The sequence below is a fragment of the Propionispora sp. 2/2-37 genome (genome assembly GCF_001298735.1).
Taxonomy (GTDB): Bacteria; Bacillota; Negativicutes; order Propionisporales; family Propionisporaceae; genus Propionispora.
Genome location: NZ_CYSP01000002.1, coordinates 150925 through 177419 on the forward strand (window position 1 = coordinate 150925; position 26495 = coordinate 177419).

Here is a 26495-nt window from a genome sequence, read left to right on the forward strand (position 1 = left end):
CTTATTCGCCCCCCTGAGCTTTTTCAGGAGCCGGCGGCGCAAACAAACGGTGTTTCGTTTTGTATACGGTTTTCTCCAAAACCACCTGCTGGGCCAGACGCCGGTCAATGTTGAATATGAGCGGCGCCAGCAGATTGGCGGTCATATCGGCGGCATTTTTCGGAACATTCACGATCGCCAGAACATGCGGACGATATTCTTCCGACAGTTCCAGTTCGGCAACCAGCTGATCGTCCAGAACAAATTCGTAGTCGGCAAAAAAACTAAATACATCCGCCAGCAAAAACATTAAGTTTTTATCCGCAACCGACTGCAGCAAAAAAAAGGGACTTTCCGGTTCATAAGGCAGCAGCAAAAACCGGCGTTCTTCTTCAAATCCCAGCAATCCCTTCGGAAAAGCGATAATATCCTTTTCCTCAATTTCCAAATCTCCCAAACGAGCCGACTCAACAATCATCGAAATAGCACCTCTTTTTTATCATATCTGTATCTATACTATCATATCTACATCGGTTTGGGTTGTCCAAAATCGGATGCTGGCATACTGATCGACAGTTATGTCTACTTGACCGCGCCGAAGCTGCGTGTCTACCCTGCCCCGTTCCGTTTGTATATTCAATTGACCGGGCCTCGGATTGAAGTGAAGCTCTCCGGGTATATACGTAATATCCGGTTTGGCCAGGGGAGCCCACACCACTTCCACATCCGGCGGGCGCATCGCCTCTTTGGCAAGCTCGGCGAATGCATTGTCCTTGTTGTAGACAGCCGCCATCCGGTCGCCATCCTGTGCTCTCTTGCCAATACCCTCAAGCACCGCCTGGCGGCCCCGCTCCGCATAATCAAACATGAATTCCAGATTGGTCTTCAAGCCATACGAAGCCCGGGTAGGCGTAAAATCAAATTCAAAATGGCCCGAGATGCTTTGAATTTCAACAATGGCCGGCCGGGTATCTATTTCCAGCCGCGGCGGGGTTGTCCTTATTTCCAGAAAAGGATCGGTAATATTCAGCCCGATCCGGGTTGGCTGCTGTTCGATATGAAGTCGAAGCATATCATTACCGCCCTTCGCCCAAAAATTCACCTACTGCAGAAAATCCGCCAGCGAAATCGGCATAATGCGCGATCCCACCGATAAAGCCGCCTTATAGACATTTTCATAGTTTTTAAAATCCACGATAGCCTTGGCAATATCAATATCCTCATTGGCCGACAAATCACCGGTAATGGTCGCATTGCTGTTTTCCATCATGGTAAGCGACATGTTATAGACATTCATGCGCGTTCCCAGTTCGGTCTGGGATTTCAGCATGCTTTTATGATCATCATCAATATATTGCAGGCCGGTGTTGGACAGCCATTCCTGGTCAGCCTTGGTACCGCTCTCCAGGTGTTGCTTGATTTCAATTAAATGGTTGAAGATCGTCAGGTTATCGCCAAACACTTCAAACCCGGTTAAATTGACGCTGTCTTTTTCCGGGGAAACAGCTCCCATCTGAATCGGCATGGACACCTTTTGGTCATCGCCATAGTAAATAATGTCATCGCCCTCGCGGGTAAACGGCTTCACCAGATCATTCTGCCCGGAAAAAATATAGCGGTCACCGACCTGGGTGTTTCCGATCTGGATCATCTGGTTGATCAGATTGTCAATTTCCTTCCCGATTGCCTGCACCGCATCCTGTGGATTGGTTCCATTGGACGCCTGTACAACCTTCTCTTTGATATTGATCATGATGGAACTCAGACTCGACATAGCACTGTCGGTTGAAGTCATCCAGGACTGGGCATCTTTTAAATTCTGGGTGAACTGTTCATTTTGCGACAGGCTGGTATTAAACCGCAGGCTGCGAACGGCCCTGACCGGATCATCCGAGGGACGGTGAATCAGCCTTCCGTCGGAAAGCTGTTCCTGCAGCTTATATTGCTGCCCGGAGGATTTATTTAAGCTGCTTAAAAAATTGTACTGCATCATATTATTGGATATGCGCACACCACATCATCTCCTTATCTTCCGACTACTCCCGTGCCGTTAATTAGTTTTTCCAGCATTTCGTCCATGGCGGTAAGCACCCGGGCCACCGAAACATAGCCTTTCTGGAATTTAATCATGTTGGTCAGTTCCTCATCCAGGCTGACGCCGGACACCTGCTCCCGCCAGTTGTTGATCTGATCCACCAATGCCTGCTGATTGTCAACTTCCCGCTGCGTATTTTGCGTTTGTATGCCCAGGTTGCTGATCATGGTGGAATAATAGCTGTCCAGCGAGGCATTGCCCAGCAGAGCGCTGGAATCGGTTTTCAGGCGGTTGCTGATCAAAGCCGCATTGTCGCCGCTGGCGGTATTCCCCTTGGAAAGGGAAAATGTATAGGTATCACCGTTAGCATTGCCGGTCGTCGCGACATCGTCAATAGCCACTTCCACCGTAAGCCCTCCGGATGTGATGGTATACGGACCGCCGCCGGCAATGGTAGTCGGAGGATCGCTCCAGGTCTGACCGCCGTCGGTGGAAGTAACGTAACTAATGCTGTCGATGGCCGGCGGAGATCCTGAAGCAATGGTAATCCGGACAGCCGTCGGTGTATCGCTGGTATAGGTGCCGGTCTTGGCAGTGACCGTTGCCTTGCCGCCGTTGACATTGCTCTGCGTAACCACAATGGTATTGTCATTCTTTTTGGCAGCAATCCTGGCCAGGCCACTGGTCTTATCAAACAGGTCCTGGTTTACTTTTAACTCGTCAATCCATTGTCCTTTTGTAAACGTCCCGGAAACAGCCGGATCACTATAATCCGGGTCAGCGGCTCCGTCGCCGCCCTGGCCGAAAAAGTTATTGCCCGTGCTGCCGTCCGTCCCGTAGCCGGTACGGTGCACCTCATTGAATTCGGTAAGCAAAAACTGGCTGATGGTACTGAGATTATTCAGATACCCCTTAACGCCGTCCGTTGTCGAATCCCGGGTGCTCATCAACCCGGCCAGCTCGCCCTGGTTGAAGTTCATCGGCAAACCGGTTTCCGGGTCCACGACTTTGACTATTTCGTAGCCGTAATCGGGATCCTTGCTGGATACCGTACCCAGTTCCACCCGGTCGGTCGCCGAAACCAGCGTAGTACCACCGCCCTGGATGATATAACTGCCGTTGGCATCTTCCGTAACCGATACGTTCATGATCTCGGACAACTGATCCACCAGGAGATCACGACGGTCCCGCAGGTCATTGGCAACGTCCGTCCCCTGTGCCTCAACCAGCCTGATTTCCTTATTTAAGTTTAACAGTTCGCTGGTGATCTGATTGGCAGTCTGTACTTTCGTATTAATATTGGTATTGATATCACTAATCGTATCCATCAATTGATTGCGCGCTGTGTTGACGGCATCCGCCAATACTCCCCCCCGTTGCCGGACGGTCATCCTTACGCCTTCATCCGAAGCATTGGTAGCCAGCGACTGCCAGGATTCCCAAAAATCATTCAGTACGGACTGAATCCCGCTATCCGAAGTGTCATTGATGATGTTTTCCACTTTGCTTAATACCGAGCCTTTCGCTTCCTGACGGCTTAACGTGGCTTTTTCCTGCCACATCTGCTTGTCAATCAGGAAATCCCGGACCCGGGCTACCGACTGAACGACAGCACCGGTCCCCTTCTGCTGGGTGCCGGCACCGGTATAAATGGTCTCCGGGTTAGTGGTGGTTATCGTAACAACCTGACGGGAATAACCGGTGGTACTGGCATTGGAAACATTGTGCCCTACGGTATCCAAAGAAACCTGATGCACAGCCAGGCCGCGCGTAACCGTATTTATTCCTCCAAACGTTGAACTCATGCTCATCAGCTCCTATGCTTTTCGATCAACAAGTGTCCGTTCCTGAACGCTTGTCCCGTTTTGTCCCTGTGCTGCATATACAGGGCCGACACTGTGCTGGGCCAATACATTAATATTAAAATCAACAAAAGCAATCGCCCGCTGCAGCAGCTTGGTATTTAATTCATTCATGGATTTTAAGTCCCGCAGTACACTCCGCAGTTCTTCACTCCCGGTTTCCAGCCTCCCGGCCGTAGAGGCATCCACCAGGTCTTTCACCTGAACCAGTGTCAGCTCTTCATCCTGCAGCCCGTTGACCTGCCGTATCTCAGCCATAACCTGCTGACGTTCTTTTTCCAGTCTGCCCACCTGCAGGATGAGTGTTTCCTCCTGCCTGGTGATCTCTTCCAGTTCTTTGACCTGTCCCGCAATCAACGTATCCTTTTTCCGCTGGCTTAAAGTCAAAATGGTTCGATACACTTCCAGAATCTCGGCCAGGAGCGCCGTTAGTCTCGCACATAACTCTTTCACAACTGTTCTCTCCCAACACTATATTCTTAGAAACCGGTCAGCATTTTCTCCGCAATGGAGCTACAGTTCACCTCATATTTTCCGGAAGCAATGCGCTCGGAAAATTCTTTCACTTTGTCTTCGCGCACTTCGGGCATATTTTTTATGCTGTATAAAAACTGACCAAACTCCTGGGCATTTGACGACGGAATAAACTCGTCCCGCTGTACGGAACCGGATTTTTCCGGTTTATTCAGCGGTCCAACCTTGTTTTGGTCACCATATACCTTAACGATATTTTGCACTTGCTTTCCTGAAACAATCACGTTCAACACCTCTATCTTCGGTTTTCCTCGAAATATTATCGAAAAAAAAAGCAAGGATATTAATCCCCGCCTACAAGCGTTTTAAAACGATTTACGCTCAAATAATAAGATTAAAGCAGAATTGCTCACCCTATCACCTGTATCTATTTTTTCATTTATTTTTATTGAGATTGGTATACATACGTCCCACTTTTTTAAACTCTTCTATCTTCGCCACTGTTTCGGCGTCTTGTGCCGCCTCGTTGCGCAGCTGCGAAGTGATATTTTTGCTGCAGGCAAGGCATACCCGCCCTTCCGTAATCAAGGTCCCGCAGGTCTCACACGGATAAGAGATAACAAAATCCCCAATAAAGCGGCCTTTTTTCATCATTCTCAAGATGGTTTTCTCTTTTACCCCGGTAGCCAGGTGAATTTCTTCAATCGAAGCCTTGCCGGAATCCCGGAGAAAATCCACAACTTTAATCTCGTCCCGTTCTTCCTGTTCCAGACAAGCCGGACACATTCCCGCCGGATTTTCAACAAATACTCTGCCGCATTCCGGACAATTTTTCAGCCCCATAGCGCATACTCCCTCCTGCAATGTCAGGTAAAAAATAACATTTATTTACATTATACCTTGTTTTCGGCTATTGTACTAGCTTTATTTGCACTGTCGATTATTTTTCTTTTAATTTTTTATCTTACAAGCAGGATTATATCATTTTTTAGCTAAATTAAACTATATTTGACTTTATGAGGAAAGGCAGCTTGTCGTGTATATGCTTACCTTGATGCAACCTCCTGAAATCTATGAAGATGCCGAATCACTGGGCACCATGATCGCCAGTCTCATGCATCTGATCGAACTGAAAAGTACTAATTTATTCTTGCACAGCCACCAGGTCGCCAACTATGCGGTGAGCGTAGCCGCAAAGATGCGCCTGCCCCGGGAAGAGATTGAGCGGATTCGTCATGCCGCCATGCTGCATGACCTGGGACAGATTACCGTTCCCAATGCGATCTTGGCCAAAATGCCGTATCTTTCCACCAGGGAACTCAGTGTATATAAAAACCATTGCAACGCCGGCAGCAATATGCTGGAAAACATCGCCTGCTGCCAGGAGCTTATTCCTTATATCCGCTACCATCATGAACGCTGGGACGGTAAAGGCTACCCTAAGCGGCTAAAAGGGGTGAACATCCCCTTAGGTGCACGGATTATAGCGGTTGCCGACCACTACGACCGGTTTATTAATCCCTGCACGCAAAACTGGGCGAAAACCAAACCGGAAGCCGTTCGTGAACTCCTCAGCCTGTCCGGCATGGATCTTGACCCGGAAGTCGTCCGGGCATTCATCGACGCTTTAGGCTGACTATTGTCCGCCTCCGGACAGAGCCAGCCCCGTTATTTTGGCAGCGCCGCTTTTCTTTAATGCCTGGGCACAGGCTTCCATCGTGAGACCGCTGGTCACAATATCGTCCGCCAATACAATATGTTTTCCCCGAATGACTTCCGGGCGCGTTACGGCAAACGCGCCTTTTATGTTTTTCCGGCGCCGGGCCAGGTCCAGCTCCCACTGCGGCAGCGTCTCCCTCCGGCGCACCAGTACATCGCCCCGCCACTTGCCTGCGGCGTTTTTTTCGCACCAGTCTTTAAATATCCGTTCGGTCTGATTATAGCCGCGTTCCTGCAGCCGTCCGGCACTTAAAGGAACCGGGATGATCAAATCGCAGCTTTCCAGGATACCCTCTGCCCGTCCTTCTGCCAGCAGCCATTGCAAATGAACGGCGTACCGTTCTGCCTGACGATACTTCATATCGTGCAGCAGCCGTTTTACGCCGCCTGTATATTCACAAATAACCAGACACTCGTCCAGCGCTTTAAAATGATGCCCTGCCGGATTAAGATACCGCACGGCCAGTATTCCGGCCAGACAAACATCGCACCACGCTCCGTGGGCGGCAACCGGCCTCCGGCATACCGGGCACTTGGGCGGATAGACGATATCCAGCAGCGCCGACCACAGCGCCCTCAACACAACGCATCCCCCCTGAGCCGTTCAGCCAGCAGGGAATAGCGTTTTTTCGTCCGGTCATTGGCGACGGCACTGTTCAGCGCGGCTTTGGTGCCCAGCAGAATGACCCGTTCTCTGGCCCGGGTTACGGCGGTATACAGCAAATTGCGCTGCAGCATGATGTGGTGCCCCGGCATCAAGGGCATGACCACAACGGAATATTCGCTGCCCTGGCTTTTGTGCACGCTCATGGCATAAGACAGCCTGAGCTCATCCGCCTCGGCCCGCTCATAGGTTACATCATGCTCGGGATACCGCACTATAACTTTGGCTTCGTCAAGATCCAGCACAAATCCGATATCGCCGTTAAATACACCCTTGGTATAATTATTGCGGATTTGCATGACCTTGTCCCGGCGGCGCAGTGTCTGGTGCAGCCCGCCCAGCTCCGCCTCGCCGTCCTTTTTCGGATTCAGTTCCTGCTGCAGCAGCCTGTTTAAGTTCTCCACGCCGCATTCCAGGCGGTGCATGGGCGATAATACCTGGACATCCTGAAACACGTCATACCCCTCTTCCACCAGTTGCCGGCAGCACAGCCTGACCACCTCCGGCGCAGCCTCCCGGCCTGCCGGTATCTCCAGAAACTGAAAATCCAGGCTGCTGCTGCAATCCGGTAAAAACCCCTTGTTAATCCGGTGGGCATTCAGCACAATCATGCTTTCACCGGCTTGCCGGAAAACCTCGGTCAACCTTACCACCGGCACACTGCCGGAACGCAAAATATCTTTTAACACCGACCCCGGCCCCACCGCCGGCAGCTGGTCCACGTCCCCCACCAGAATGACCCGGCAGCCGTCCGGCACGGCCTGCAGAAAATAGCCCATCAAAACAATATCCATCATAGATACTTCATCCACAATGACGACATCGGCATCCAGCGGATTGTCTTCATCACGGTAAAACAGCGGCGCTCCTTCCGCTCCCCCGGTGGCTTCCAGGAGACGGTGCACGGTGGAAGCCTCCCGTCCGGTCGTTTCCGCCAGCCGTTTTGCAGCCCGTCCGGTCGGTGCTCCCAGCAAAATCTTGAATCCGGCTTGCTCCAACACCGCCAAAATCCCCTTGACCACCGTCGTTTTGCCTGTCCCCGGCCCTCCGGTCAGCGTCAGGATACCGTGCTGGAGGGCGGCTATAATGGCCTGCCGCTGCTCCGGCGCCAGCGTAATACCGGAAGAAGCCTCCCAGTCATTTACCATTCCGGCAAAATCGCGTTCCGGAGCCGGTCTGGCCTTGTCCCTTAACACCAGCAGCCGCTCCGCCACCCTTTTTTCCGCATAATATAAATAACGGGGATAAATGAGGACCATGCCGTGAAAATCCTCGGTGCACAACCGGCCGCTTTTGATGAGATCGGACAAGTGCAAAGCAATCTCCGCGCCGTCAGCCCCCAGCAGCTTGGCGGTCTCCTGTACCAAAAGGCTCTCCGGCACACAGCAATGCCCCGCCTGGGCCGTTTGCTGCAGCGCAAAATCAATCCCGGCGGTCAGACGGTCGCCATGATTGCGCTCCAGCCCCAGCGACATGGCAATTTGATCGGCGGTGCGAAACCCGATTCCGTCGACTTCCGCCGCCAGCCGGTAGGGGTTATCCTGCAGCACCTCAACGGCCAGCGAACCGTAACGGGCAAAAATTTTACCGGCATACGCGCCCGTAACACCGTTGGTTTCCAAAAACAACATCAGTTCCCGCATTTCCGTCTGTTCCTTGTAGGAATTGCGGATCATCTCCGCCTTTTTGGTGCCAATGCCTTCCACTTCCACCAGCCGGTGCGGGGAAAATTCCAGAATATCCAGCACCTTGCTGCCAAAGTGCCTGACCAGCCGGGCTGCCATGGCCGGGCCGATTCCCTTGACCGCACCGGAAGCCAAAAACCGTTCTATTCCTTTTTTGTCCGTTGGCGCCACCCGTTTACAGGACGACATTTTAAACTGCCGGCCAAAGCGGGCGTGTTCCACCCACTCACCGCCAAGCTCCAGCTGTTCTCCCACCAGCGGTGCCGGCATCTGCCCCACCACCGCCGCCACGGTACGTTCGTCCAGCGTTTTCAGCTTAAATACCGTAAAGCTGTTGTCGTCGCTCTGGAATGTTATATTTTCGACAATGCCTTCGAGTTTTTCCACCTTGCATACCCCTATTACCCTTGAATATACATTGGTATTCGCAATGAAAGAAAAAAATCCTCCCTGCATAGCTATTGCCACAACGGGCACTTCGCGATAGAATACAGGTATATTCTCTATTACAGAAAGGAACCATTGGTATGTTTACTTATCAAACCTCCGGCGTCTGCTCCAAATCCATTCAGTTTGAAGTCCAGGACAACCGGCTGAAAAATGTTGCTTTCACCAATGGCTGTCCGGGCAATCTGCAGGCGTTGGGCAAACTGGTCGAAGGGATGACGGTCGAAGATGTCATCAGCCGTTTAAAGGGCATTCACTGCGGCAATAAAACCACTTCCTGCGCCGACCAGTTGGTAAAAGCTTTGGAAAAAATGCAAAATCAGCAAGACGCACAAAACAAGGAGCCCGCTTAACTAAGCGGGCTCCTTGTTTTAAACGGGCGGCCTGACCAAAATGGCTTTCGCCAGTTCGTTAATGCTGGCGGACAACTGCTCCAGCCTGGCCTCAATCCGGACCAGAAGGAAAATACTAATCACCATCGGAAAGCCGAAATTGGCGATATAAGCAAAAATTTCACTCATGGCGGCACCCCCTTCTTTTTTCTATTTCCTGCTTAGGATAGTGATACCGTTTCGCTGGTACGGACACGGGCATCCGCAAACTCAACCAGGTTGCCGTTCGACGTGTGGAAAATATTCCGGGTGATGATATCCTGCATGACCGCCTGCACCTGTGCCTGCGTCAGACCGTCTTTCGGATCGGCCAGACTGATGGTGCTGGTTTTGCCGGCCTCATTCCGAAAGACCATTTCCAATGTTGCAGCCATTTCTGCACCTCCTTTCCGGCAGCGGGCTCAGCTTCCCGCTGCTCATTTTTTCACCGCCGCCTGTTTATTCGTTCACAAGCAGGCTGTCGTCCTGACGGCCGATACTGATTACCGGATGCTGCTGCAATTCGCCAATGGCCTGCCCGACGGCGTACACATCGGCATCGGCGGCACCGGTTCCCAGATTGGTAAAAGACCGTACCCGGTATACCGGTTTTCCGCTGTCGTCAGTACCGGTCTGGACTTTCAGCTCCAGGCGGCTGCTTTGCGGTGCTTTCACAATCGCCATGTTCTCACCCCCTCTCACTGCCATACATTCCGCTGCAGGCTGCTTTTAAACGGGCCAATCCCCGGCGGCGCAAATTATGCACGGCCTGTATCGTTACACCGAGTTCCGCCGCCACACTGCTTAGACGGGAATCTTCGGCAAGCAGGCTTGTTACGGCATATCGCTGCCGTTCCGGCAGACCCGCCAAAGCCTGTACCACCTCCTCATAAATCAGCCTGTTTTCCACTTCCCGGACTATGTCGGTATGGTCCGGTACTACTTCCAGCAATCCCGGACCATCCTCTTCTTGTTCCTTTGATTGCTCAAGCGAAAACTCCCGCTGCCAGTGGCGGCGCTCCCGTTTAAACAAATTCCAGGCCGCATAGCGAACCCGGCTTTCTACATAACCGGCAAACGGCACTCCGGCTCCGGCCTGAAAATACTTGACGGCCTGCACCACCGCCAGCCAGCATTCGGCCAGTGCCTCTTCCCGTATCGGGCGCAGATGCGCCTGACCGGCGTGCTTTTTAACCAACCCGGCAAACCTTTGGCAAATTTCCTGAAAGGCACTCTCGTCCCCCTGTTGGGCCTTCTCTACCAATGTTAATAACTCCACTTTTCTCACCTGTCGTGAGAAACCGGTTTCCCTTGTATTTGCGCTGATCTCATGGTAGCACCCGACCGCCAGGCAAAGCAAAAGCCGGCCTGGCGCAGGTCAGTGCGCCGGCCGGCTTGACTCGGAGAATATGCCTAAAAAAAAGCAGGGTGCCAACCTAAGTCGGCACCCTTGTCAATCGTTACTGTACAGCCATCCATTCTTCATATTTTGCCGCCAGTTCGGCTTGTTTGGCATCATACTGTCCGGACAGTTCCCGGCTGACAGCCGGATCGGTATGGCTGGCCGGATCGTTTAGGCGAACCTCCAGTACCTTAAGCTCAACCTCCAGACCGGCGATTTCCTCTTCCAATTTGCGCATCAGACGTTCCTTATCCTGGGGCCTTTTGCTTCGTTCCTGCTTTTTCGGATCCGCTTTCTCCGCTTTTCCGTTCGGAACAGCCGGAACCGCTTTTACCGTTCCGGCTTTCTTTTCCCGGTAATAGCTATAATTTCCGGTATACTCGGTCAACTGCCCGTACTCCAGTTCAACTACACGGTTAGCCACTTTATCGAGAAAATACCGGTCATGCGATACAGCCAGGAAGGTGCCGGGAAAAGCGCAGATGGCCTCTTCCACTGCTTCCTTGGCCGGTATGTCCAGATGATTGGTCGGCTCGTCCAATACCAAAAAATTGGCACCGGTCAGCATTAGCTTCAAAAAAGCCAGCCGGGCCTTTTCGCCGCCGCTCAGTTCGCCGATGATTTTATAGACATCGTCACCGCAGAATAAAAAAGCCCCCAGGTAATGTCTGGACCGTTCTTCACTCAACCCATACTCCAGCATAATTTCATCCAGCACCCGGGCTTTCTCGTTTAAATTTTCATGCTCCTGGGAAAAGTACCCCAGCTTTACCCGGCTGCCGAGTTTTACCCGTCCGCCGCTGGCTTCCAGCTCACCGGTCAACAGCTTCAGCAGTGTCGTCTTGCCCGCCCCGTTCGGTCCGACCAGCGCCACCCCGTCGCCACGCCGGATGAGCAGCGATATTTTATCCAAAATGACCCGCTCACCATAGGCTGCCGTTGTCTCCAAAAGCTCCGCCACCCGCTCTGCGCACTCGGTTGGCGGGTTAAACGCAAAATAATCAAAACGGGCCTCACTACCGGGCAGGACGATCCGTTCCAGCCGGTTTAGCTGTGACTGCCGGCCGCGGGCCTGCCTGGATTTAATTCCCGCTTTATACCGCCGGATATATTCTTCGGTTTTGGCTATATACTCCTGCTGTTTTTCGTAAGCATTGCTCAAAGCCGCCATCCGTTCCGCCTTTTGCTCCAGGTATTCCGTATAATTTCCCCGGTAAACGGTCAGTCTCTTATTTTCCAGTTCCATAATCCGCCCGACAACTTTGTCCAAAAAATAGCGGTCATGGGATATAATCAGTACACCGCCGCCGTAACCCGTCAGGTACTCTTCCAGCCATTCCACCATACCAATATCCAAATGATTGGTGGGTTCGTCCAAAAACAAAAAATCCGGCTGCCGGATTAAAGCCCGCGCCAGAAAAATCCGCGTTTTCTGCCCGCCGGAGAACGTGGTGAGCGGGCGCGCCAGATCCTCGTCCGTAAAACCTAAGCCGAAGGCGACACGCCGGATCCTGTTTTCATATTCATAGCCGCCGCCCTGCTCAAACCGTTCCTGCGCCCGGGCGTAATCTGCCAACAGCTGTTCCTGCCCGCTTTTATCCGTTTCAGCGGCAATCTGCGCTTCCAGCCGCCGCATATCCTGCTGAACTTGTAAAACCTCCCGGTAAGCCGAACAAAGCTCATCATAAAGCGTTCCGTTCCCCAGTTCTGCCTCCTGCTCTACGTAACTGATGGTTTCACCGGACGGCACGGAAACACTGCCGCTGTCCGCCTCCTCCAGCCCCAGCAGGCACCGCAGCAACGTAGTTTTGCCGGTACCGTTGCCGCCAATCAGTCCGGCTTTTTCTCCGCGCCGCAATTCAAAACTGACTTCACTAAACAGGGTCTCCACACCAAACGCTTTGCCAAGACCCTCTACCCTTAATACTCCCATGCATTCACCCCAGTGTAACAAATAAAAACTCTACCTCCAAGGTAGAGTTCGCTGCCTGTCGTCACTCTCCTGCTTTTAACCGGCAAGCAGTTTCATCACAGGGCATACCGCAATAGGGACAACACATCACCGGTCCGGCCTGTGCTGTAAAAACTCCGCTGCAACGGCTGCATTTATAACTCTCTTCATTAAGGTCGGGACAATTTTCCATGGTTGCTCGCCTCCTACCAGTTCACAGCATATGCAAATACTGACAAAATTATGCATACCTTCTGCCGGTCCGTAATAAACGGCAGGAAGGGTCTTTTGTCGAATTATGCAAACAGATTATCCTTGTCAGAAAGTTCAAATTCTGCTACTATAAAAGAAAAACGAACATATGTTCTATGCAAGGAGTCCTGACTATGTTGAATATCCCTTCTGAAGCGGAAAGCATTACCGCCATTTTCCCCAAGTATACGGCTACCGGTGACCACACCGTCATCTACCTGTGCAGCGGGAAGCAACTGACCGGTAAAACCCGCGTTGCGACGGTGATCCGCAAGCTGGCAAACGCCCGTGCCATTGACTTATATACACTAAAAAAGCAGACGGCTGCCATAACCCAGCGCTCCATTTTGCAGCCGCTGCCTCTTACCCCTTCCCTGATCCTGGTTCCCGTCAAGATCCGCATTCCGCGGCTCCCCGGCGACTCCAGCACCGGATACTTTAACTACCGCGCTGTTACCGGCGTCTCCCCCGGTCCGGAAGACGGACCTCCGGACTGTAAAGCAGTCATTCACTTAACCGGAGGACTGACACTGCCCTGTGTGTGGACGGTAAGGACCATCAAAAAATATATGCAATATGCCTGCCTTACCGCCTGCCGGACTCCCGGACCGCTCCGCCAGACTCTCTGCGAAACATCGCCGGGTTATGTTCCGGACCTCGAACCCATCCTGCAGAAACTGCTCGAAGTGCTGGGTGATATCCTGCACTTCCGCAGGCTCCAGGGCTAATTCCGGTCCTGCTGCCTTTCCCCCAGGCCTTCATAACGGTTTAAGAGCAGGCGCAGCACATCATAATACCCTTTAACGGTCAGGCGGTTGCCCACATCCAGGATATGCACGACCTCGCCGCGGCAGAGCGGCAGAGCCTCGGCAATCGATAATACGCTGTCCGGCGCATGCACCACGCGCAGCAGGGGATATTCCCCCACCATCCGGTTCAGCATGCGGGAAGTTAAATCGCCTGAATTCCGGTCCAGTACCACCACATCACACTCAAAATCAGCCAATTCCAGTTCCCGCACCAAATCCCGCAGCATATCCTCAATTTCCTGTTCCCGGTTCCGTACCACCAGCAAAAAAGATACACCAAAGTTTTGCATACGGCGCGGCTTTTTCAGCCACAGCCATAGATCCTGCAAGAAACACCAGCTGCCGTAGATGGCCAGAGATATCAAAACCACACTTACCGAATAAGAGAGAAACAAGCTATCCTACCCCCTTATTTTGGGATAAAATAGCTTATGCCGGTACTGCTCCACAGGTTACTCCCCGTCGCCAATTATCCTTCACCCAGTTCGGCAATTTTGTTTTTCAAAGCATACAATACTGCCTGGGTCCGGTCGGAAACATTGATCTTCCGGAAAATATTCGTTAAATGATTTTTCACTGTTTTTTCACTAATATAGAGCTGATGAGCAATTACCTGATTGCTCATTCCCTGACAAATCAGGCGCAGTATCTCCCTCTCCCGTCCGGTCAATTGCTCCTCTTTGTTCAAATCCGTACTCTCCGCCGGCTTGTCCGTCACCCGGCTTACTTTCGTGGTCTGGTTGATCTGGTTAAACAACCGTTTGGCCAACGTCGGGTAGATAAACGATTCCCCGGCCTGTACACAGCGAATGGCCTGCACCAGCATCCGCGGTTCCACATCTTTCAGGAGGTATCCTGCCGCTCCGGCCCGGATGACTTCCACCACATAACTTTCGTCATCGTGGATGGTCAGGATCAGAATTTTGCTGTTTATCTGTTCCTGCTTCATCCTCTTGGCGACCTCCAGGCCATTCAGCCGCGGCATATTAATATCCAGCAAAACCACATCTGGCTTTAGTTCTTTGACTCTTCGAAGCGTCTCCTCCCCGTCACCGGCCTCGCCCACAACCGAGAAATCCGGCTCCAGTTCCAGAACTTTTCTAATGCCCTGCCTAAGCAGTGCGTGATCATCCGCAATCAAAATATTAATGAACATCCTGTTACACCTCACTTCAAACTCACCAGCGGATACATCGCAGAAAATAGAAAAAACTCTATAGATAAAATTCCACACGAAAAAAAATAATCCTGTATAAATCGACAGGATTATTTTATATAACAGGATTTTATGTAAATTTTTACCCTTTTAACGCTTTAAGTCTCGGACCCATAATCCGCTTATACGCTTCCACACCCGGCTGATCGAAACCATCGACATTAGCCAGCTCTCCCTCATAAGCAACCGACAGGGCCATCAGGTACAGCAGCTCGCCTAAATGATAGGCATTCAGCTGCGGCAGCACAAAAGTTGCATTAAACCGTCCCTCGGAAATGAGCGCTTCGGCATTGGACTCCAGCGCTACTTCCAGTGCCTGGCTGAGACGTAAACCGGAAATCTCCGACAATTTTTTAGCAGAAGGGAAACCGTCGGGAATGACAGGATCATGATCCCACTTTGCAATTTTCACAAACTGCACCACTTTGTCCTTCTTGCCTTCCTGATGCTGCTGCGTCTGGGCATGCATATCGGTGGTTCCGACAGCAACAATCGGAGTACGTCCGTAAAACACTTCGCGACCTTCCCGGTCATAGCGCTTGCCGAGTGATTCCGCGAGCAGCTGTACATACCATTCCGCCAGTGACTTCAAATAATCGGCATAAGGCATGAACACTTCAATATCCCGTCCGTGATTGGCCGCCGCCAGGTATTTGAGCACCGAGTTCAGCATCGCCGGATTCTGCCAGATATCCGGAGTCCGGCAGGCTTCATCCATGTCCCTGGCCCCGGCCAGAAAAGCATCAATATCCAGACCGATACAAGCCGCGGTAACCAGTCCCACTTCCGAGAAAATACTAAACCGTCCGCCGACACCATCGGGAACACTAAAGGTATTCCACCCCTGTTCATCCGCCAAACGTTTTAACAAGGTGGCCTTTTCCCCGCCGGCCGGATCGGTCACCGCCACCACTTCCAGCTCAATCAAAGGCTCCTGCTGTTTCAGCGCTTCATAAACCACCATAAAGGTTGACATAGTATCCAGTGTTCCGCCTGATTTGGACATGACAATCAGCATGACTTTATACGGGCCGGTCTGCCCGTGCGCTTTTTTGATCTTAGCGTCGGTCACCAGGTGGGCAATCATTTCACTGGTACGGCGGGCATCAATGTTATTGCCGTTAAAATAAAGCTTTGGATAGCCGTTGCGTTCTTGCTGTGACTGACTGTTCCAAAATTCGCCGCAGTGCATATCAAAGAACACCTTATTGCCCAGGAAGGAGCCGCCAATGCCGAAAGACACCACCGTATCTACCTTATAGCGCAGCGACTCGCCGAAATCTTTAAGCCGCCTGATAGAAGCCGGTGAATTCAGATGTCCTTCCTGCACATAGGGCAGTTGGGAAAATAGTACCCGTTCCGGTTCACCGTCCTTGGATAAATGGCCCCGGACTTCACCGGTGGCCCGCATATGCTCTACTGCGCGGTGAGCCAGACGTATCCGGTCGGCTAACGCTTCAATATCGGCATCCGTTACTTTTCCTTCCCCATACAGATTCTCATAGTCAAACACAAATCCGGAGTTTAATTTCAGATACCCCTTCTTATCAGACACATCTTTCACTCTCCTTATTTTTCAAATGAAATCGTTTCATCTCCGGCAAGCACCGGTCCTATTTTTTTTACCAAATACCGTAAAAAGTCTTCTCGCAAATCCGTCCGTTTCAGCGCAAACTCTACGGTGGCCTCCAAGTACCCTTGTTTGTCACCGATATCGTAACGCCTCCCTTCAAAATTATAGGCATAGACATCTTTTTCAGCCGCCAGTTGTTTCAGTGCATCGGTCAGTTGGATCTCACCGCCGCGCCCCGGCGCCGTATTTTCCAGAAGGGTGAAAATTTCCGGCTCAATGATGTACCGTCCAAGCACTGCCAGACGGGAAGGAGCCTCTTCCGGCGCAGGCTTCTCAATCAGGTCGAGGGCCCGGTACAGCCGGTTTTTAATCAACTCGGGTTTCACAATGCCATAGCTGGACACTTTACCGGCAGGAACCTCCTGCGTCCCGAGAATGGTGCCCGGCCTATCATCATAAACATCCATCAATTGCTTAAGGCAGGGAACTGCGGAATCGATAATATCGTCTCCCAATAAAACAGCAAAGGGTTCCTGTCCGACAAACTGTCTGGCACACAATACTGCATGCCCCAGACCTTTGGCTTCCTTTTGCCGCACATAGTGGATGGTAACCGCCGATAATTCTTCGATCATACCCAAAAGTTCATATTTGCCTTGTTCCTTCAGCGTCAGTTCCAGTTCCACCGCCCGGTCGAAATGATCCTCAATCGCCCGCTTGTTCCGCCCGGTAATGATCAGGATTTCCTCAATGCCGGACTGCATGGCTTCCTCAATAATATACTGAATGGCCGGCTTGTCCACAATGGGCAGCATCTCCTTAGGCTGCGCCTTGGTCGCCGGCAGAAAGCGCGTACCAAGACCGGCTGCCGGAATCACGGCTTTTTTTATTTTGCTCTTTTTGGTATGAGACATATCGCACCTGCCTATCGTTTAAATTTTAGGGGCGAAAAACTACTATGCTTTATGTATTTTAGATTTCACTTTTTAACGGATTTAAAAAACCATTCGCCCTAATCGTAAAATACTCCTGCTAAAATATGAAAAAAAGGATAAATTTTCTATTTATCATAAGATTTATTAAAAACCTGCTTAAAGACCAACCAGGAATATGCTTTATACCTTAATAGATTTTTGCCGCCAGTATACCCAGATACTCATGCAGGGCGAGATAGGAGCTGCGCAGCCCGTCGGCCGAGGGTGCCAGTTTGTTGACATACAGCGCGCCGCTGCCAAGGCTCACAAAATAATCGGAAGGATAAGGAATCACTTCGATCCCCTCTTTACGAAAATTCAGCACCGACCGCTCCATATGAAAAGCCGAAGTAACCAGGATGGGATGCTTAAAGTCGTGCTGTTCCATCAGCACACGCACATTCCGGGCATTCTGCACCGTATTCAGACTGGTATCCTCAATCAGAATTTGTTCTGCCGGAATACCGATGCCTTCCAGAATGCGCCGGCCGATCACCGCTTCCCGGCCGGAATCTTCAAAAACCTGACCGCCGGACAAAATCACCGGCAAATTCAGTCTTTTCTGCAGTCTGGCCGCGGTTAGCAGCCGGTTGGCCGCATTACCACTGAGCTGCCCCTCCCCGTCAATATCCGGGGTACCGAAAGTGGCCCCGCCGCCCAGCATGACAATGACATCGCCTTTCGGCTGCGCCGGCGGCACAAAACGGTCTTCCAGCGTACTCATGAGCCTATCTCCCACATACGGAGTGGAAAGCAGATAAAAAGCCAATATGATGATCCCCAGCCAGCGGGCTGCCGCCTGCCGGCGCCTCAGCATCCGGATAAAAACAGCCAGCAGGGCGACCAGGAAAATGCCTGGCGGCATAACAAAGCTTACCAGAAATTTATAGATATAAATAAACAATGCAGTTACCTCGCTACGATCAATTCTCGAAATTAAGGTTCAAGAGTACTCAAGTCATCGCTGCCGTATTTGGCAACTGCTTTTTGCTTAATGCCGGCTAACGTAACCCCGGCGGCATCGGCCGTCGATGATTGCGTAAGCTTCCAACCGCCGCGTTTTAATCCGAGCGTAAACTTCATCGCCGTCAAGCCGGTATCGTCATGCAGCGACATGGTGTCCGCCAGTTCCCGCGAATAAACACAGGTCCCGGTAATGGTTGTCGTATCGGCATAGGTTATATCCACATAACGCAAAGTAAACCGGCTGTAGTTGCCCACCCAATCGGCAAACTGCTGCGGCAGCATACTCTCTTCCGCCATAGTGTCGACAGCCTTCAGCTTATCAAAATCCCTGGTATTAAATGCCTCCAAACGTTGATTGAGCACATAGATCGCAGTCCGCTCGGCATCCGCCAAAGCCGGTCCGGCAACCGGGTTCATACTTTTAACTTCAATTACCTTTCCCCACATAATGGAAGTAAACAGATCTTCCCGGGGCACCGCTGTAAAGCTGACCACCAGCCCGTCTTTCCGGTACTGGTGCGGCAGATTGGTAGGCTGGTATTTTACCCCGTCATCCCCCATAATACCGTAAAAGCCACCGGCAATATTCACCTGGGTAACCTTGCCCGTCAGCCGGATGCCGGCATCGACCGCAAACGCCGGCACCGTAAAAACAAGCAGCAACAGCACAACAAGCAAACCAAGCCTTGTTTTGTGTATTTTCATACTCCATTCCTCCTCTGGCAAAGGCGTATTTTTTCACCCCTGTCCCTATTATCTAATAAAAATCATTTGAAAAAGAATATAAAACCACGTCTTAACAACATCCATAAACTATGATAGGATAAGCTTACAGAGAAATGCATAAGGGTGGTGAGCACATGGAAGAAATGCTCAAACAATTGTTGGAAGGGCAGAAACAGCTATTCAGCGAGGTACGGGATTTAAAATCCGATGTAAGCACTCTAAAATCGGATGTCGCGGAAATCAGAAGCACCATGGCTACCAAACAGGACATCGAAGACATTCTTATTGAACAGCAGGCGGATATCAAACATATGCTGGCCATTGTAGACAAAAAACTACGGAAATCCGTGAAAACGTGGAGTCACTGGCCGAGATCACCGGCAATCACGAAATGCAGATCAGAACCATGCTGCGGCGTTCGGTATAAGGAAGACCTATCGGACCTTCCCTTTTTATGTATCATACCTTTATTATAGCAAGATCTTTCCGGAATTAAAACAAAAACGGAGGAATGGGCGGTCAACCGGCCCTTCCTCCGTTTATTAACGCCAGCAGGTCTTTAGTCTTTAGCTGCATCAGTTCTTTATCACAGCGGGACTCCACATTGAGCCGGAGCAGCGGTTCGGTATTCGACAGGCGTACATTAAACCGCCAGTTGTCATACTCGATACTTAAGCCGTCCAGCTTCTCCACCCGCAGCGCCCCAGGCGCATATATTTCCTCCAGCTTTGCCAATACTGCCGGTCCGTCGGCCACCCGGCTGTTGATCTCACCGCTTGCCGGATAACAGCCGATGCGCTCCGCCAACAGTTCGCTGAATGCCCTGCCGGAGGAACAGATCAGCTCCAGTACCAGCAGCCAGGGGATCATGCCGCTGTCGCAGTAAAAGAAATCTTTAAAATAATGATGCGCCGACATTTCGCCGCCATAAACGGCGTCTTCCTGCCGCATCCGGTCCTTAATAAACACATGGCCGGTTTTACACTGCACGGGAATTCCTCCGGCTTTTTCCACGATCTCAATAGTATTCCAGGTCAGACGCGGATCGTAAATAATCTTGGCACCGGGCTGCCGCCGCAAAAAGGCCTGCGCTAAAAAACCGACAATATAATATCCTTCAATAAAATCGCCCCGTTCGTCAAAGAAAAAGCAGCGGTCAAAATCTCCGTCCCAGGCAATACCTACGTCGGCGCCTGCTTCACGGACAGCCCTCGCGGTAGCCTCCCGGTTTTCCGGCAGCAGCGGATTGGGCACACCGTGCGGGAAAGTACCATCCGGTTCATGATTGACTTTAACAAAAGTGAACGGAAGCCTTTTTTCCAGTTCGTCAAGAACCGCTCCGGCTCCGCCGTTACCGGCGTTGACCACTACCTTTAACGGTTTCAATTTTGCTAAGTCAATGTAAGTAAGCAAATGGGCCACATAGGCTTCCATAATACTGCTGTGGGAAACCCTGCCAGATACAGCAGCAACCTTGGGCAGCCGGCCCTCAACAACCATATTCTCAATATCCCGTAAGCCATTTTCCACCCCTACCGGCCGGGATTCCCTGCCAACCAGTTTCATGCCGTTATAATCTTGGGGATTGTGACTGGCCGTAATCATCAGTCCCCCGTCCAGATTCAGGTGGCTCACGGCAAAATAGATTTGTTCCGTACCGCAAAGTCCGATATCGACGACATCACATCCGCCTTCAGTAAGCCCCCTGACCAGCGCATCGCGAAAAGCCGGACCGGACAGGCGGATATCGTGGCCGACTGCAACCTTCTTCGCCCCCAAAACAGCAACGTAGGCCCGGCCAATGCGATAAATCATGTCCTCATTCAATTCTTCGGGCACCTTGCCCCGGATATCATAGGCTTTAAATGCCTTACGGCTTATTTCCATCTACACCTGTCCCTTCATGATTTTGAACCGCATTTTTGAACCGCAGAGTACACGGAGGACGCAGAGAAAATACCCGGCGCGATGGTATCGCGCCGATACTCCTCTGTGAACTCTGCGTCCTCTGCGGTTCAAAAAACTCAGCATCTTCCGTACATATCCTCAAACCGTACAATGTCATCCTCTTCGAGGTATACGCCGTTCTGGACCTCAATGATTTCCAATAGTGTTTTCCCGGGATTCTCCATAAAATGTTTGGCGCATTGCGGTACAAAGATACTTTTGTTTTCCGGCACCATGTATTCTTCGCCGTCAATATGTACTTTGGCCGTACCGCCGATAACCACCCAGTGTTCACTGCGATGATAATGCATTTGCAGGCTGAGGCGCTGACCGGGATTGACCGTAATTTTTTTGATTTTGTAGCCTTTGCCTTCACCAAGTACCGTCCAGCTGCCCCAAGGCCGGTACCCGGTGGTATGTTCCTCGGCTTCACGGCGTCCCCGCTCTTTTAATATATTCACCAGTTCTTTAACCTGCTGCGATTCCCCACGCTTGGCCACAACGATTACATCATCGGTTTCCACAATTAGCAAATTTTCCAGCCCGATCCCGGCGATCAACCGGCTGCGCCCCATCATTAATGTGTTGCTGCAGTCGAGCGGCAGGCAGTCACCCTGCAATGCATTACCGTCGGCATCCTTATCAAAAACATCATAGATGGCATCCCAGGAACCAATATCATTCCAGTATGCAGTCAGGGGAAGCATCACCCCCCGGGATGATTTTTCCGCTATGGCGTAATCAATCGAAATATTCGGCATGCCCGAAAAAGCACCAACCATTTCCTGAAAAGGCTGCTGCGCCAGAGTGTATATATCCGGTTGATAAGCCTCCAGTTCCTGCAGGAATAGGTCCACACGAAAGGCAAACATACCGGAATTCCAGTAATAGCCGCCTTCAGCGAGATATCGCTCGGCGGTCTTTTGATCCGGCTTTTCCTTAAAGGACCGTACTGCATACCCATTCCCGCTGGTTTCACCGGCTTGTATGTAACCATAGCCTGTTTCCGGCTGCTCCGGCTTAATGCCGAGAGTAACCAGCTTTTCCCCGGCTGCCAATTGCCCCGCCTTGCGCACCGTTTCCACAAACAAGCCTACCGGACGGATAATATGATCAGACGGGGTGACAAACAATACCTCATCCGCCGCCGTTCCCAGGTTATCCAGACAATACCGCACCGCCAGGGCAATGGCCGGCGCCGTATTGCGCGCCACCGGCTCCAGCACAATATGGGCGCCATCCGCGCCACACTCCACCAACTCATTTTTTACATGGTGGATATATTCCTGATTGGTAACCACAACGATATCCGCAGGCCGCACCAACGGCAAAAACCGCATGACGGTCTGCGTCAACAACGAATCCTTACCCTCGATTTTCAAAAACTGTTTCGGATATTTCGTCCGTGACAATGGAAACAGCCTGGTTCCGCCACCCCCGGCTAAAATGATGATTTTCATAATCCGCCTGCCTTTCTTCCAACAATATTTATTTCCTGTATTCCTATAATATGAATCTGCCCGGAAGTTGTAACGGCAGCAGGTCAATAAGTCCAGCGCAGCCCAGCACTGGCAAAATGATTGGTTTGCTTGTTGCCGGGAACAAACCCGGCATTATCCAGCCTGGCTAAACCAACAGCCATATCCAGGAACATGGTTTTTTCCAACTGCTTTTTATAACCTACCCAAACAGAATTAACCTGCTGCTGTACGTTTTGATTCTCGCCCATATCGGTCCGTCCCAGATTAAAGGACACCTGAGAGTTATTATCCAAATACCGGTTAATCGCTATATAATATTGCGTAGCGGCAGTCCCCATCGGGTCACCAATAATATTTCCCTTATAAATATAACCGCTGGTATATAACTGGTGCACATACCAGGCATACGTAGTATGCGCGTATTCTATCCGCATATCCCACGCCCCGTCCCGGCTGAGGCGGGGAATGACAATCCCGGCCCGTTCAGCTACCCGTGACGGCATATAGTTAGCCTGATCTTCGCCGTATAACTCTCCATATAATTGTACCCCGCCCCATTTAGGCAGACGCCATTTAAAATCCAAACCGGCAATATTATTCCACTTGTCCCCGGCAGCGTCGGCATTACGGCCTAGAAGCCAGTCCCAATAGTCGCCTCCTGCCAACGCTCTGCCGTCCCCTCCCAGCATCGAAGCAAAGGACAGCCCGAAGGTGAAGTTTTTCTGCGGAGTAAAATCACTGCGCAGCGCAAAAAATGAAGGACTGTTGACTTCATGCGGTGTGTTATCCGTCCTGTCGTCTTCCAGTACGCTGTATAACCCGGTGACATTCATTTCCCCTAAAAACCGGAAAAAGCCCCGTGTTTTATAAGGTTCCAAATTACTGATTTTAACGGAAGTAAGCGGTTCCATGTTGTTGCCCAAAAGCAAAGAGCCCGTAGCACCATGTCCCCAAAATACCGGATCTTTGCCAATTTGTATGGAGGTGCCGTTCCATCTGGTTTTAATGTAGCCGGATGTTATATCAGCCTGCCCTCTCTGCTCTTCATCATAGCTGAAACGCGGTTCAACAACGGCTACCAGATTATTATCGAGCTTTCCACCCAACCAGGCTGAAGCAACAAAATTGCCATTTTCACCATACCGGTAGCCGTTATTGTTAATATTAAGCGGCTGATAGCCTGCCTTGGTTCCCTTATAGCCGAAAGCAGCGCCGTCATAGTAGGCAGCCTGCAGGCGGACCTCTTTAAGGCCAACCCCCGTATCGGCCTTCTCTCCCGCCAGTACGTTCAGCTCCGGCTCCAAGTCCCGTTCCATTTCCTTCAAACTGCCGGCTAAATACTCCGGCAGGGGCAGTTCCTGAGATTTTGTCCTGATTTCCTCCACCCACTTTGCCATTTGCATGCGGGTATACGGTTTTGTTCCCGTTGGCAGCGACTCCAGATAGCCCATACCGTCAAATTTCTCAATGTACTCATAAAACGGGCTGGATAACGGCACATTGGGAGACACCCAGTCAGCCGGTGAGGCTTGGACACTGGCCGACAAAACCGTCAGCAGGGCACCTGTAATTACCGATTTCCGCCATGACATGAATGGTCACCTCCATCTATTCTAGTCCTGTGCCAGATATTCCTGCAACGCTTCCTGCCATGAGCGCATCGGATCGCCAATCGTCATCTTCAGCATGTGATTGTCCAGTACGGAATGGGCCGGCCGTTTGGCAGGACGTGGAAACTGCTCTGTCAGGACCGGTTCAACCAAAACCCGTTTTCTATCCTGACGAAAAATCTCGCAGGCAAATTCATACCAGGAGCATTGCCCCTGGCAAGTGGCATGATAGGTGCCATAGGCATCGCTCTCCAGCAACTTATAAATCACCCGCGCCAAATCCACAGTAGAAGTCGGCGTGCCCACCTGGTCATGCACTACCTTCAGAACCGGGTTGCCGGTTGCCAGCTTACGCATTGTCCGGACAAAGTTATTTCCGTCGCCGTACAGCCAGGCGGTCCGCACAATATAGTGGCGCCCCAGAATCTGTCGTACGATTTCTTCCCCTTGCCATTTCGTACGGCCATAGACGGTTTGAGGATTGACCGCATCAAATTCGCGATAAGGCTGCCGCTTGGTGCCGTCAAAAACATAATCGGTACTCACCTGTACCAGGCGGGCGCCAATCTCCAGACAACTGGCCGCCAAATTCTGCGACCCGATGACATTGACAAGAAATGCCCCGTTTTCGTCGGTTTCCGCCCGGTCCACCTGTGTATATGCGGCGCAGTGAATGACCGCATCCGGTTTATGCGCTTTCAAAAAAGCAGTTACAGCAACCCGGTTAGAAATATCCAGAACATCCCGTCCTGCCAGAAGCAGTTCATGCTTTCCCCCTTGCCTTGCCACTTCACGCCCTAACTGACCGTTGGCACCTGTCACTACTAATTTCAATATCACTGCACCTCCTTTTATTGCGCGGCTGTCCAACCAGCAGCGAGGGGTTTTCCACTGCCTGTTGCTGGCTGCTTGCCGTATACCGGAAGTCTGTGTTGCGGCACATCGCCAAGGCAAGGATATTTCGTATCTTTTTCAGAAAGGTTCACATCCGCTACCGGCCATTCAATACCAATTGCCGGATCATTCCAAAGAATGCCCCCTTCCGCCTGCGGCGTATACAAAGCGGTGCACTTGTAGGCAAAATACACAGTATCGCTGACTACGCAAAACCCATGGGCAAATCCCGGCGGAATCCAGAGCTGCCGGTGATTTTCATCCGATAAGTACACACCTGCCCATTGACCGAAATGCGGCGATCCCACACGGATATCCACCGCTACATCAAACACCTCACCCTTTACCACCGCTACCAGCTTACCCTGACCATGGGGGTTTTGGTAGTGAAGTCCTCTCAGTACGCCCCGCGTCGAAAAGGACAAATTATCCTGTACAAAGGTATCGGTAATACCGGCCTCTTCATATCTAACCTGATTCCAGGTTTCCTGAAAATATCCCCTGGCATCGCCAAATACCTTGGGTTCTATAATCAGTACACCCGGCAGCTTTGTTTCAATTACCTTCATCTTTCTTCCCCCGCCAGCTGCAGCAAATATTGTCCGTACCCGTTCTTGTTCATATCCGCTCCCAAGGGAGCCAGTACTTCCCGCGATATATAGCCCATACGGTAGGCGATTTCCTCCGGGCAGGCCACCATCAACCCCTGACGGTTCTGGATGGTGGCAATATAATTGGAAGCCTGCAGGAGCGATTCATGCGTCCCGGTATCCAGCCAGGCATAGCCGCGGCTTAGAGTTTCAACCCGCAGAGTTTTCTCCTCCAGATAGATCCGGTTCAAATCGGTAATTTCCAGTTCCCCCCGCGCCGAAGGTTTTAAGGTTTTTGCATACTCAACCACCTTACGATCATAAAAATAAAGGCCGGTTACCGCATAATTCGATTTGGGCTGAGGCGGCTTTTCCTCCAGACTTACCGCCCGTCCGGCAGCATCAAACTCAACCACGCCGTAGCGTTCCGGATCTTTGACCCAGTAGGCAAATACGGTGGCGCCCTCTTGTTGGGCTGCTGCCTGCTGCAGCTTTTGGTTAAACCCATGGCCATAGAAAATATTGTCCCCCAGCACCAGAGCGCAACTATCACCGGCAATAAAAGACTCACCAATGATAAACGCCTGTGCCAGCCCATCCGGCTGCGGCTGCACAGCATAGGAGATAGAAATGCCCCACTGCCTGCCGTCCTCCAGCAAATTCTCGAAAATCGTCTGATCCTGTGGTGTGGTAATCACCAAAATTTCCCTAATCCCGGCCAGCATTAACGTCGTTAACGGATAGTATATCATCGGCTTGTTATACACTGGCATCAGCTGCTTGCTTACTGCTTTCGTCGCCGGGAAAAGGCGCGTGCCTGCTCCAGCGGCTAATATAATCCCCTTGGTTATTGACATTGGCATTCCCC

General features: G+C 51.4%; 31 protein-coding genes. 4 read left to right on the forward strand and 27 right to left on the reverse strand.

Annotated features, from left to right (window positions below):
* Position 1 precedes the first annotated feature (1 nt).
* From fliW to P22_RS02565, 7 genes are all read right to left on the reverse strand, one after another.
* Complete coding sequence (gene fliW / locus P22_RS02535; protein WP_054258637.1) at positions 2–457, reverse strand: flagellar assembly protein FliW; 456 nt, start codon at positions 455–457, stop codon at positions 2–4.
* Between the two features lie 33 nt (positions 458–490).
* Positions 491–1051: a DUF6470 family protein gene (locus P22_RS02540; protein ID WP_156318833.1), complete on the reverse strand. Its 561-nt coding sequence runs from the start codon at positions 1049–1051 to the stop codon at positions 491–493.
* Positions 1052–1081: 30 nt separating this feature from the next.
* Entirely contained in the window at positions 1082–1990 is a 909-nt protein-coding gene (gene flgL / locus P22_RS02545; protein WP_054258639.1) for a flagellar hook-associated protein FlgL, read from the reverse strand.
* Positions 1991–2004: 14 nt separating this feature from the next.
* Positions 2005–3819 carry a flagellar hook-associated protein FlgK gene (flgK, locus tag P22_RS02550; RefSeq protein ID WP_054258640.1) on the reverse strand — a complete coding sequence of 605 codons (1815 nt, stop codon included), beginning with the start codon at positions 3817–3819 and terminating at the stop codon, positions 2005–2007.
* A 12-nt stretch (positions 3820–3831) separates the two neighbouring features.
* Positions 3832–4329 (reverse strand): flagellar protein FlgN, encoded by a 498-nt coding sequence (locus tag P22_RS02555; RefSeq protein ID WP_054258641.1) that lies wholly within the window; start codon positions 4327–4329, stop codon positions 3832–3834.
* A 26-nt stretch (positions 4330–4355) separates the two neighbouring features.
* Positions 4356–4634 carry a flagellar biosynthesis anti-sigma factor FlgM gene (flgM, locus tag P22_RS02560; protein ID WP_054258642.1) on the reverse strand — a complete coding sequence of 93 codons (279 nt, stop codon included), beginning with the start codon at positions 4632–4634 and terminating at the stop codon, positions 4356–4358.
* Positions 4635–4785: 151 nt separating this feature from the next.
* Positions 4786–5193, reverse strand: coding sequence for a flagellar protein (locus P22_RS02565; protein ID WP_054258643.1), 408 nt, complete (start codon positions 5191–5193; stop codon positions 4786–4788).
* 199 nt (positions 5194–5392) lie between these two features.
* Between P22_RS02565 and P22_RS02570 the strand changes: the two genes are divergently transcribed.
* On the forward strand, positions 5393–5986 hold the full coding sequence (locus P22_RS02570; RefSeq protein ID WP_235814530.1) for an HD-GYP domain-containing protein: 594 nt from the start codon (positions 5393–5395) through the stop codon (positions 5984–5986).
* On the opposite strand, the gene P22_RS02575 is transcribed toward P22_RS02570, so the two are convergent.
* Both P22_RS02575 and P22_RS02580 read right to left on the reverse strand, forming a co-directional pair.
* Positions 5987–6652, reverse strand: a complete 666-nt coding sequence (locus P22_RS02575; protein WP_054258645.1) for a ComF family protein — start codon at positions 6650–6652, stop codon at positions 5987–5989.
* The gene (locus P22_RS02580; RefSeq protein ID WP_054258646.1) at positions 6646–8805 is read right to left on the reverse strand and encodes an SF1B family DNA helicase RecD2; all 2160 of its coding nucleotides are present in this window, start codon (positions 8803–8805) and stop codon (positions 6646–6648) included. Before P22_RS02580 ends, P22_RS02575 begins: the two co-directional genes overlap by 7 nt.
* Before the next feature lie 140 nt (positions 8806–8945).
* On the opposite strand from P22_RS02580, the gene P22_RS02585 reads away from it, so the two are divergent.
* Positions 8946–9218 carry a TIGR03905 family TSCPD domain-containing protein gene (locus P22_RS02585; RefSeq protein WP_054258647.1) on the forward strand — a complete coding sequence of 91 codons (273 nt, stop codon included), beginning with the start codon at positions 8946–8948 and terminating at the stop codon, positions 9216–9218.
* 18 nt (positions 9219–9236) lie between these two features.
* Here the strand turns inward: P22_RS02585 and P22_RS19890 are convergent, their stop codons facing one another.
* The 6 genes from P22_RS19890 to P22_RS20875 form a co-directional block, all read right to left on the reverse strand.
* On the reverse strand, positions 9237–9386 hold the full coding sequence (locus P22_RS19890) for a YvrJ family protein (protein ID WP_069972740.1): 150 nt from the start codon (positions 9384–9386) through the stop codon (positions 9237–9239).
* 32 nt (positions 9387–9418) lie between these two features.
* Positions 9419–9631 carry a DUF2922 domain-containing protein gene (locus tag P22_RS02590; protein WP_054258648.1) on the reverse strand — a complete coding sequence of 71 codons (213 nt, stop codon included), beginning with the start codon at positions 9629–9631 and terminating at the stop codon, positions 9419–9421.
* Between the two features lie 64 nt (positions 9632–9695).
* Positions 9696–9920 (reverse strand): DUF1659 domain-containing protein, encoded by a 225-nt coding sequence (locus tag P22_RS02595; RefSeq protein WP_054258649.1) that lies wholly within the window; start codon positions 9918–9920, stop codon positions 9696–9698.
* Positions 9921–9924: 4 nt separating this feature from the next.
* Positions 9925–10515 carry an RNA polymerase sigma factor gene (locus P22_RS02600; protein ID WP_054258650.1) on the reverse strand — a complete coding sequence of 197 codons (591 nt, stop codon included), beginning with the start codon at positions 10513–10515 and terminating at the stop codon, positions 9925–9927.
* Positions 10516–10696: 181 nt separating this feature from the next.
* A complete protein-coding gene (locus P22_RS02605) occupies positions 10697–12571 on the reverse strand; it encodes an ABC-F family ATP-binding cassette domain-containing protein (protein ID WP_054258651.1) in 1875 nt (624 codons plus the stop codon).
* A 61-nt stretch (positions 12572–12632) separates the two neighbouring features.
* The gene (locus P22_RS20875; protein WP_172675795.1) at positions 12633–12782 is read right to left on the reverse strand and encodes a hypothetical protein; all 150 of its coding nucleotides are present in this window, start codon (positions 12780–12782) and stop codon (positions 12633–12635) included.
* A 193-nt stretch (positions 12783–12975) separates the two neighbouring features.
* On the opposite strand from P22_RS20875, the gene P22_RS02610 reads away from it, so the two are divergent.
* Positions 12976–13569: a hypothetical protein gene (locus tag P22_RS02610; protein ID WP_054258652.1), complete on the forward strand. Its 594-nt coding sequence runs from the start codon at positions 12976–12978 to the stop codon at positions 13567–13569.
* On the opposite strand, the gene P22_RS02615 is transcribed toward P22_RS02610, so the two are convergent.
* The 6 genes from P22_RS02615 to P22_RS02640 form a co-directional block, all read right to left on the reverse strand.
* Positions 13566–14045, reverse strand: coding sequence for a glycosyltransferase family 2 protein (locus P22_RS02615; protein WP_054258653.1), 480 nt, complete (start codon positions 14043–14045; stop codon positions 13566–13568). The two genes, P22_RS02610 and P22_RS02615, sit on opposite strands and share 4 nt — an antisense overlap.
* A 74-nt stretch (positions 14046–14119) precedes the next feature.
* Positions 14120–14806 carry a response regulator gene (locus P22_RS02620; RefSeq protein WP_054258654.1) on the reverse strand — a complete coding sequence of 229 codons (687 nt, stop codon included), beginning with the start codon at positions 14804–14806 and terminating at the stop codon, positions 14120–14122.
* Positions 14807–14948: 142 nt separating this feature from the next.
* Positions 14949–16421: a hypothetical protein gene (locus P22_RS02625; RefSeq protein ID WP_082378376.1), complete on the reverse strand. Its 1473-nt coding sequence runs from the start codon at positions 16419–16421 to the stop codon at positions 14949–14951.
* A 14-nt stretch (positions 16422–16435) separates the two neighbouring features.
* Positions 16436–17353 (reverse strand): UTP--glucose-1-phosphate uridylyltransferase GalU, encoded by a 918-nt coding sequence (galU, locus tag P22_RS02630; protein ID WP_054258655.1) that lies wholly within the window; start codon positions 17351–17353, stop codon positions 16436–16438.
* 208 nt (positions 17354–17561) lie between these two features.
* On the reverse strand, positions 17562–18317 hold the full coding sequence (locus P22_RS02635; protein ID WP_235814531.1) for a YdcF family protein: 756 nt from the start codon (positions 18315–18317) through the stop codon (positions 17562–17564).
* Positions 18318–18349: 32 nt separating this feature from the next.
* Complete coding sequence (locus tag P22_RS02640) at positions 18350–19084, reverse strand: hypothetical protein (RefSeq protein ID WP_054258656.1); 735 nt, start codon at positions 19082–19084, stop codon at positions 18350–18352.
* 155 nt (positions 19085–19239) lie between these two features.
* On the opposite strand from P22_RS02640, the gene P22_RS02645 reads away from it, so the two are divergent.
* Entirely contained in the window at positions 19240–19581 is a 342-nt protein-coding gene (locus P22_RS02645; protein WP_054258657.1) for a hypothetical protein, read from the forward strand.
* Between the two features lie 43 nt (positions 19582–19624).
* Here P22_RS02645 and P22_RS02650 read toward each other — a convergent pair whose 3' ends face one another.
* The 6 genes from P22_RS02650 to rfbA all read right to left on the reverse strand — a co-directional run bounded on the left by P22_RS02650 (position 19625) and on the right by rfbA (position 26484).
* Positions 19625–20992, reverse strand: a complete 1368-nt coding sequence (locus P22_RS02650) for a phosphohexomutase domain-containing protein (protein WP_054258658.1) — start codon at positions 20990–20992, stop codon at positions 19625–19627.
* Positions 20993–21129: 137 nt separating this feature from the next.
* Positions 21130–22512, reverse strand: a complete 1383-nt coding sequence (locus tag P22_RS02655) for a mannose-1-phosphate guanylyltransferase/mannose-6-phosphate isomerase (RefSeq protein ID WP_054258659.1) — start codon at positions 22510–22512, stop codon at positions 21130–21132.
* 83 nt (positions 22513–22595) lie between these two features.
* Complete coding sequence (locus P22_RS02660; RefSeq protein WP_054258660.1) at positions 22596–24125, reverse strand: capsule assembly Wzi family protein; 1530 nt, start codon at positions 24123–24125, stop codon at positions 22596–22598.
* 21 nt (positions 24126–24146) lie between these two features.
* On the reverse strand, positions 24147–24983 hold the full coding sequence (gene rfbD / locus P22_RS02665) for a dTDP-4-dehydrorhamnose reductase (protein WP_235814532.1): 837 nt from the start codon (positions 24981–24983) through the stop codon (positions 24147–24149).
* An 11-nt stretch (positions 24984–24994) separates the two neighbouring features.
* Positions 24995–25606 carry a dTDP-4-dehydrorhamnose 3,5-epimerase gene (gene rfbC / locus P22_RS02670; RefSeq protein WP_054258662.1) on the reverse strand — a complete coding sequence of 204 codons (612 nt, stop codon included), beginning with the start codon at positions 25604–25606 and terminating at the stop codon, positions 24995–24997.
* Positions 25603–26484, reverse strand: coding sequence for a glucose-1-phosphate thymidylyltransferase RfbA (rfbA, locus tag P22_RS02675; RefSeq protein WP_054258663.1), 882 nt, complete (start codon positions 26482–26484; stop codon positions 25603–25605). Before rfbA ends, rfbC begins: the two co-directional genes overlap by 4 nt.
* Positions 26485–26495 lie beyond the last annotated feature (11 nt).